Source organism: Polaromonas sp. P1_E1_2 (assembly GCF_056406035.1).
Genome location: NZ_JBFUAZ010000155.1, coordinates 1 through 7,734, shown reverse-complemented (window position 1 = coordinate 7,734; position 7,734 = coordinate 1). Strand labels below are relative to the sequence as shown.

The following is a 7,734-nucleotide window of genomic DNA, read 5'->3' as shown; positions in this document are numbered from 1 at the left end:
GAACTGGGCCGCCCGGCGGGGGGCGCAAGAGATGGCAGTGGCGGTCATTGGCTAAACTCGCGGGCTGGTGATCGGGCTGATTCAGGTTTATTCTGGCGCTGTCATACATGTTTCACAACATGCCCTGACGATACGCCCGTATCGCGGTGAATGGATTCAGCGGGAATTCAGCCCCGGACTATCCAGGGTCTGCATGGCTTTATTTGGCACAATGCAGTCCGAAAAAGAGCACTTGTGTGGTCCAACACGCCGGAATGGGGTCCGAATTACCCTGATTTGCCGGTAAATAGCGCATAAGTCGCCCGTTGTCACATTAGCCGCCTAAAATCGTTACAAGTACCCAGGATGCTCCCGCAGGACATCCGAGGCAGATATATCTGCATATCCCTTGCGAAGGAGTTCTCATGCTTTATCCCGAACTGTTCAAACAACTTGAATCCGTCCGCTGGGACATGGACAAGGACATTCCATGGGCAAGTTTTGACGCGTCCAAGCTGACCGACGAGCAGGCCCAGACCATCAAGATGAATGCCATCACGGAATGGTCTGCGCTGCCCGCCACGGAAATGTTCCTGCGCGACAACAAGGACGACAGCGATTTCTCGGCCTTCATGTCCATCTGGTTTTTTGAAGAGCAAAAACACTCGCTGGTGTTGATGGAATACCTCAAGCGCTTCCGCCCGGACCTCGCTCCCACGGAAAAAGAATTGCACGAAGTGCGTTTCGAGTTCGAACCCGCACCCGCGCTGGAAACGCTGATGCTGCATTTCTGCGGCGAGATCCGCCTGAACCACTGGTACCGCCGCGCCAGCGAATGGCATACCGAACCTGTCATCAAGCAGATTTATACCCAGCTGAGCCAGGACGAAGCCCGCCATGGTGGCGCTTACCTGCGCTACATGAAGCGCGCCATCAACAACTTCGGCAATGAAGCCAAGTCCGCCTTCACCAAGGTGGGCGTGCTGATGGCCAGCGCACGCCGTACCGCCCAGGCGCTGCACCCGACCAACCTGCATGTGAACAAAAGCCTTTTTCCGCGCGACACCATCCAGAGCCGCCTGCCCAACCCCGAGTGGCTGGAGCACTGGCTCGACACGCAGATCAAGTTTGACGCGGTGTGGGAGGGCAAGGTGGTCGAACGCATCCTGCACAACCTGAGTCTGCTGTTGAACCAGAGCTTCAAGACCGTGCAGGAACTGAACCGCTACCGCAAGGAAATTGCCAAGGAACTGGCGGAGTCCATCGCCGCCAAGCCGGCACCTGCCGGCGCCTGATGCACGACGTCCGCTGGCCGGGTGCCTCGGGCGGCAGAAGCCGGGTGGTAACCCGGGCCTTCCGTTAAAGTGGCGGGATGCCCAGCGAGCCCCCTACCCCCTCCTCTACCCACTTCCTGCAAAAAATAGTCCCCCGCGAAGAAGCGCGGCAGCGGCTTGCTTCAATGCCACATCCCATTGTCTTTACCAATGGGGTGTTTGATGTCTTGCACCGCGGGCATGCCACCTACCTGGCCGACGCACGCGCGCTGGGCGCAAGCCTGGTGGTGGCGCTGAACACCGATGCCTCGGCACGGCGGCTGGGCAAGGGCCCTGACCGGCCGCTCAACAACGAACACGACCGCGCCGCCATGATGGCTGCGCTGGAGTCGGTGAGCCTGGTCACCTGGTTTGACGAAGACACGCCGCTGGAGCTGATCCGTGAGCTCCAGCCGGATCTGCTGGTGAAGGGCGGAGACTACGACATGGACAAGCTGGCAGAGACCGCGGTGGTCAAGGCGTATGGCGGCAGCGCCCGGGCGATCCCGTTTGTGGATGGCTATTCGACGACGGCCCTGGTGAAAAAAATCCGCGCTGCGAGTTGATCCACTGATATCCGCCGGTATTGGGTATTGGGTATTGGGTATTGGGTATTGGGTATTGGGTATTGGGTATTGGGTATTGGGGGAGCCCGGCCGGCTTTTCTTCGGAGGGTGGTCGCCCTCAGGCGGACTTCGCCACCAGCACGGCGTTGGAGCCGCCAAAGGCAAACGAGTTGGACATCACCGCGCGCAGGCCCTTGGCATCGCGTGCCGCCAGCGGTATGTAGTCCAGGTCACAACGCGGGTCTGGGTTCACCAGGAAGGCCGTTGGCGGCAGTTGCCCCGCGCGCAGTGCCATCACACTCGCAATGAATTCCATCGCCCCCGCAGCGCCCATGGCGTGCCCGTGCACYCCTTTGCTGGAGCTGATGGGCAGGCGCCCGGCCAGGTCCTTGAAGGCCAGCTTGATGGCGCTGGTTTCGATGACATCACCGACATCGGTGGCGGTTCCGTGGGCATTGAGGTAACCGATGTCGGCGGCCTGCAGTCCCGCGTCTTTCAGCGCCAGCGTCATGGCGAGTGATTGCCCCTGGGCGTCGGGCTGCGTCAGGTGATGGGCGTCGGTGGTGGATGCGTAGCCGCAAAGTTCGGCCAGGATATTGGCGCCGCGCCGTTTGGCGCTTTCCCATTCTTCCAGGACCAACATGGCGGCGCCTTCGGCCAGCACCAGACCGGAGCGGTCAACCGAAAATGGACGGCACGAGGTTTCGGCGCCGTCGGCATGGGGCTTGGCCAGCGTGTGCATGGCTTGCCAGGCCTTGATGGTGCCGCGGTTCAGCAATGCCTCGGAACCCCCGGCCAGCATGGCGTCTGCATAACCGTGGCGGATCTGCCGGAAAGCTTCTCCAATGGAGGTGGCCGACGATGCGCAGGCATTGGAAACCGTGCTGCTGGGGCCCTTCAGCCCGAACTCCATGGACACATGGGCGGCAATGGCGTTGTGCATGGCCAGCACGACCGTCATGGGGCGCAGCCGCGCCACTTTTTGCTCCAGCAATGCCGTGTAAGCCACATCCGTGGATCCTGCGCCGCCGCTGCCTGTGCCCAGCGAGACGCCGAAACGCTCGGGTGCGAAGCCACCCTCAGGGCCCCATCCAGCCTGCGCCATGGCTTCGCGGCCAGCCACCACCGCGAGCTGGCTGACCCGGTCCATGGTCAGGAGACGGGCGCGGGGGAAATGCTGGTCCGGGTCGAACTGGACGGCGCCGGCCAGCACGCTTTCGCTGCCGGTGGGAAAGCCAATGTCAATGCCCCGGATGCCGGAGCGGGCGGAAAGCAGGGACTCGAAGAATGCGGGAGTGCCGGTTCCAACGGCGGAAACAACGCCAAGACCCGTGATGGCTACGCGACGCATGGGCGGTCTGGCGGGCCCGGCAGGGCTCAGGCGGCGGGCTTGCCTGATGGCAGCAGGGGTTCAATCAGCTGGACCATTTCGGCGAGGGTGCGCGGCGGGCTGGCCTGGTCCGGAATCTGAATGCCAAACTGGTCTTCAATCTGGAACAGAAATTCGATGACGGCGAGGGAGTCGAGGCCCAGGCTCTCCAGCGTGGCATCCGGCAGCAGTTTTTCTTCGCTGATGCCAAATGTCTCGGCAAAAAGATTAATCAAATCAGAATTCATCACGAACCAGTAAATATGTAATGCGAACCGCCATTGTCCCACCATCGATATGACGGCCGGCCTCTTCGGGCCTGTAGGGGCATTTTACAAAAGCAGCCGCGTTGTTTTCGTACCTCAGGGCGTGTACATCTGCCTGACGGCGTCCGACAGGCTGAAGGTCCCCAATAATTCACCCAGATAACTAATGGGCGCAGGCGCGACAGCTGCCGCGCCAATTTCCGCCCGCAGGCGCGCATTGCTGAACACCGCATCTGCCGTCAGGAAAGGCAAATATGGCTGCAATGCTTCAAACATCCAGCGTTGGCGGGCAAACTTCGGCGTGGGCACGAAGTCCCTGCCGCGCATCACCATCTTGCCGATGCCGGGCATGCTGGCTTTCAATTCTTCGGCCAGCGCTGCGAAGGTCATGGAGTCTTCGCCCGTAGACACGTGGTAGCAATCGTGCCGGAGCTCGTCCTTGAGCAGCATTTCGGCAAAGGCGCCCGCGATGAAATCCACCGGCGCGAAATCGAGTTTGCCCAAGGGATCCAGCGGCACATCACCAAGTTCGGCCATGACCGGGATGGACCACAACATGTTGCGGGCCAGTTTGGCGTCGTCAATCCCGCGCGACAGCACAATGCCCGGGCGCAAACTCACAAAAGGATGGCCTTTGCCGCGCAGCAGTGTTTCGGCATCGCGTTTGGACCTGATGTAGTCGTTGGCATAGCCGGCAAACGGCATGTCTTCGGTAATCACGCCGCGCGGCTCGGTGGTCACTGCCGCCGTTCCAACAAAAAAACCGCGTTGTGAGGGCCGCAGGTCTTTCAGGATGCCGGAAAAATGCTCGGCGGCCTTGAGATTGATGGGATAGACCCCGGCACCGGGCTTGAACGAGGTACTGGCCGCCGAATGCAGGATGACGTCGGCCGATTGGAGAACTGCAGCGCTGAGGCCAAAACCGGGCTCGACCACATCGCCGGCCTCGGCAGACACCATGTCGGCAAATTCGGGCTTCCAGAGGACGCTCTTTTTCAGGCGATCCAGCAGACGGTCACGGGCCTGGTTCGAATCGGCAGCGCGCACCACAGCAGTGCTGTAAACGCCGCGCGCAGCCAAAAGAAGCATTAATTCGCCGCCAATCAGGCCTGTTGCGCCCGAAAGCAGTACGCGTTTTGACATGTTAAGAAATGTAAAGCTGAACCTGCAAGTATAAGCGAGGGGTATTGGACGGTCAGCCCTAATTCACTCGGACGGACCTGTCCAAATCAGCAAAATTACACGTCTGATCCGCCTTTTACAAAGCGGTACGCGGCTGTATGTGCATTATTTTGCAGCTTATGGGGCGCCTGATTCAGCGGCGGGCTGGCCGTTTTCAGGCTTTTCACTGCCGTGGCCGCGCAATCTTGCCGCCATGCGCTTGATCAGCCGCTCCAGGTCATCGATGTAGGTAAACACGGCAGGCACCACCAGCAGGCTGAGCACGGTGGAGGTGATCAGGCCGCCGATCACCGCGATCGACATCGGTGAGCGAAAGCTGGAGTCGGCCGCGCCGAAGCCCAGGGCAATCGGCATCATGCCCGCACCCATGGCCAGCGTGGTCATGATGATGGGCCGTGCCCGCTTGTGGCAGGCGTCCAGCAGCGCATCCCAGCGCGACATATTGTGGTCGCGCCGCGCGACGATGGCGTATTCGACCAACAAGATGGAGTTCTTGGTCGCGATTCCCATCAGCATGACGAGACCGATCAGCGAGGGCATGGAAAAGCTCTTCTGTGCGATCAACAGGCCGACAAAGGCGCCGCCTAGCGACAGCGGCAGGGCGGCCAGGATGGTCACCGGGTGCAGGAAATCCTTGAACAGAAGCACCAGCACGATATAGATGCACAGAACGCCGGTCGCCATGGCCAGGATGAAGCTGCCAAACAGTTCGCCCATGACCTCGGCATCGCCGACTTCCACCACCTTGACGCCGGCCGGCAGATTCTTGACGGACGGCAGCAGTTTCACGGCTTCGGTGATGTCCCCCAGCGCCCGGCCCGACAGTTCAATCTCGAACTTGACGTTGCGGGAGCGGTCGTAGCGGTCAATCACGGCCGGGCCGGCCGTGATCTCCAGGCTCGCCACTTGTCCCAACATGACGGGGCCGACGCCCGGCTTGACGCTGGGAACTGCAAGACGCTCCAGCACGCTGAGGTCCTTGCGCGCCGCTTCATCCAGCTTGACGACGATGGGCACCTGCCTCTGCGAAAGGTTGAGCTTGGGCAGCGACTCTTCGTAGTCGCCAACCGTGGCGATACGCAGGGTTTCACCCATGGCTGAACTGGTCACGCCCAGGTCTGCTGCCCGGGCGAAATCCGGCTTGATGGCAATCTCGGGGCGCACCAGGCTGGCGCTGGACGAGATATTGCCCAGACCGGGAATGGTTCGCAGGTCTTTTTCAATCGCCAGCGCCGCGGTTTGCAGGGCATTGGCATCTTCAGCAGTCAGCATGAGGATGTAAGCCTCTCCCGAGCCGCCCAGCCCCACCTTGCTGCGCACGCCCGGCAGGGCTTCCAGCGCTGTGCGCATCTTGCTTTCAATCCCCTGCTTGCGCGGCCGTTCGCTGCGCTCGTCCAGCAGCACGGTGAGTGTGGCCTTGCGGGTTTCCGCTGCGCCCTGCATCGCGAACGGGTCGGTGCCGGCCGACCCGCCGCCGATGGTGGTGTACACGCTCTTGACGTGCTTGACCTTGCTGATCAGCAATCGCGCATGTTCGGCCGAGGCCCGGGTTTGCGCCAGTGTTGCGCCGGGCGGCAGTTCCAGGTAGACCTGTGTCTGCGAGTTGTCGTCGGGCGGAATGAAACCCGTGGACAACAGCGGGATCAAGGCCACCGAGCCAAAGAAGAACAGCGTGGCCAGGATCATGGTCTTCAGGCGGTGATGCAGGCACCAGGTCGTGGCACGCATGTACCACTTCATCCAGCCTGGGTCGGAGTGCGTGCCCACCACGGGCTTGAGGATGTAGGCCGCCATCATGGGAGTCAGCACGCGCGCCACCACCAGCGAGGCAAACACCGCCAGGGAGGCCGTCCAGCCGAATTGCTTGAAGAATTTTCCCGCCACGCCGCTCATGAAGGCGGTGGGAAGGAACACGGCGATCAACGTGAACGTGGTGGCCACCACGGCCAGGCCGATTTCGTCGGCTGCCTCCATGGCGGCTTCGTACGGCGACTTGCCCATGCGCAGGTGCCGCACGATGTTTTCGACCTCGACGATGGCATCGTCGACCAGGATACCGATCACCAGCGACAGCGCGAGCAGGGTGATGACGTTGATCGAAAAGCCGAGCAGGTGCATGCCGATGAAAGCCGGGATCACCGACAGCGGCAACGCCACGGCCGACACAAAGGTGGCGCGCCAGTCGCGCAGGAACAGCCACACCACCAGCACCGCCAGGATGCCGCCTTCGTACAGCAGGTGCATGGAGCCGTCGTACTCTTCCTGCACCGGCGTGACGAAGTTGAAGGCTTCGTGGACTTCCACTTCGGGGTATTGCTGCTTCAGCTCGGCCAGCGCCGCCTGCACGGCGGCGCCGACCGCCACTTCGCTTTCGCCCCGGCTGCGGGACACCTCAAAGCCGACGACAGGCTTGCCGTCGAGCAGCGCGGCGGCGCGCGGTTCTGCGGTCGTGTCGCTCACGGCGGCGACCTCGCTGAGGCGGATACGCCGTCCGTCGCTGAGCGCCAGCTCAAGCTGCGCCAGCTCCTGTGCGGACTTCACCGTCGCCAGCGTCCGCATGGGCTGCTCGCTGCCGCCCAGGTCGGCGCGTCCACCCGCGCTTTCGGTTTGCACCTGCCGCAACTGGCGGGAAATGTCGGAAGCTGTCGCGCCCAGGGCCTGCAGCTTCGAGGGATCCAGCGCGATGCGGACTTCTCGCGAGACGCCGCCCACGCGGTTCACCGCACCGACGCCGCGTACGGCCAGCAGCTTGCGGGAGATGTCGTTGTCGACAAACCAGGACAGCGCTTCCTCGTCCATGCGCGGCGAGCGGATGGTGAAGGCCAGCACCGGCTGGCTGGCCAGGTCCATCTTGCTGACCACCGGATCGCGCACATCGCCGGGCAATTCGCTGCGCACTTTCGACACGGCCGCGCGCACATCGTCCACGGCTTCCTGTACCGGCTTTTCCAGCCGGAATTCGGCGGTCACGCTCACACCGCCGTCCTGCACCTTGGTGTAGATGTGCTTGAGGCCCTGTACGGTGGCAATGGAGTTTTCAAGCTTGCGGGCTACTTCCG

At 62.1% G+C, this 7,734-nt stretch carries 6 protein-coding genes; 2 read left to right on the top strand and 4 right to left on the bottom strand.

Annotation, left to right across the window (positions count from 1 at the left end; genetic code table 11):
• Positions 1 to 404 precede the first annotated feature (404 nt).
• The gene (locus AC1D1P_RS09660; RefSeq protein WP_477670609.1) at positions 405 to 1,274 is read left to right on the top strand and encodes a ferritin family protein; all 870 of its coding nucleotides are present in this window, start codon (positions 405 to 407) and stop codon (positions 1,272 to 1,274) included.
• Between the two features lie 77 nt (positions 1,275 to 1,351).
• Positions 1,352 to 1,858, top strand: coding sequence for a D-glycero-beta-D-manno-heptose 1-phosphate adenylyltransferase (gene rfaE2 / locus AC1D1P_RS09655; protein WP_477670610.1), 507 nt, complete (start codon positions 1,352 to 1,354; stop codon positions 1,856 to 1,858).
• Positions 1,859 to 1,976: 118 nt separating this feature from the next.
• On the opposite strand, the gene AC1D1P_RS09650 is transcribed toward rfaE2, so the two are convergent.
• The 4 genes from AC1D1P_RS09650 to AC1D1P_RS09635 form a co-directional block, all read right to left on the bottom strand.
• Complete coding sequence (locus AC1D1P_RS09650) at positions 1,977 to 3,209, bottom strand: beta-ketoacyl-[acyl-carrier-protein] synthase family protein (RefSeq protein ID WP_477672812.1); 1,233 nt, start codon at positions 3,207 to 3,209, stop codon at positions 1,977 to 1,979.
• A 26-nt stretch (positions 3,210 to 3,235) separates the two neighbouring features.
• Positions 3,236 to 3,520, bottom strand: coding sequence for an acyl carrier protein (locus AC1D1P_RS09645; protein ID WP_477672811.1), 285 nt, complete (start codon positions 3,518 to 3,520; stop codon positions 3,236 to 3,238).
• A 69-nt stretch (positions 3,521 to 3,589) separates the two neighbouring features.
• The gene (locus AC1D1P_RS09640) at positions 3,590 to 4,636 is read right to left on the bottom strand and encodes an SDR family oxidoreductase (protein WP_477672810.1); all 1,047 of its coding nucleotides are present in this window, start codon (positions 4,634 to 4,636) and stop codon (positions 3,590 to 3,592) included.
• A 156-nt stretch (positions 4,637 to 4,792) separates the two neighbouring features.
• A partial coding sequence (locus AC1D1P_RS09635) for an efflux RND transporter permease subunit (protein ID WP_477672809.1) occupies positions 4,793 to 7,734 on the bottom strand: 2,942 nt, incomplete at its 5' end.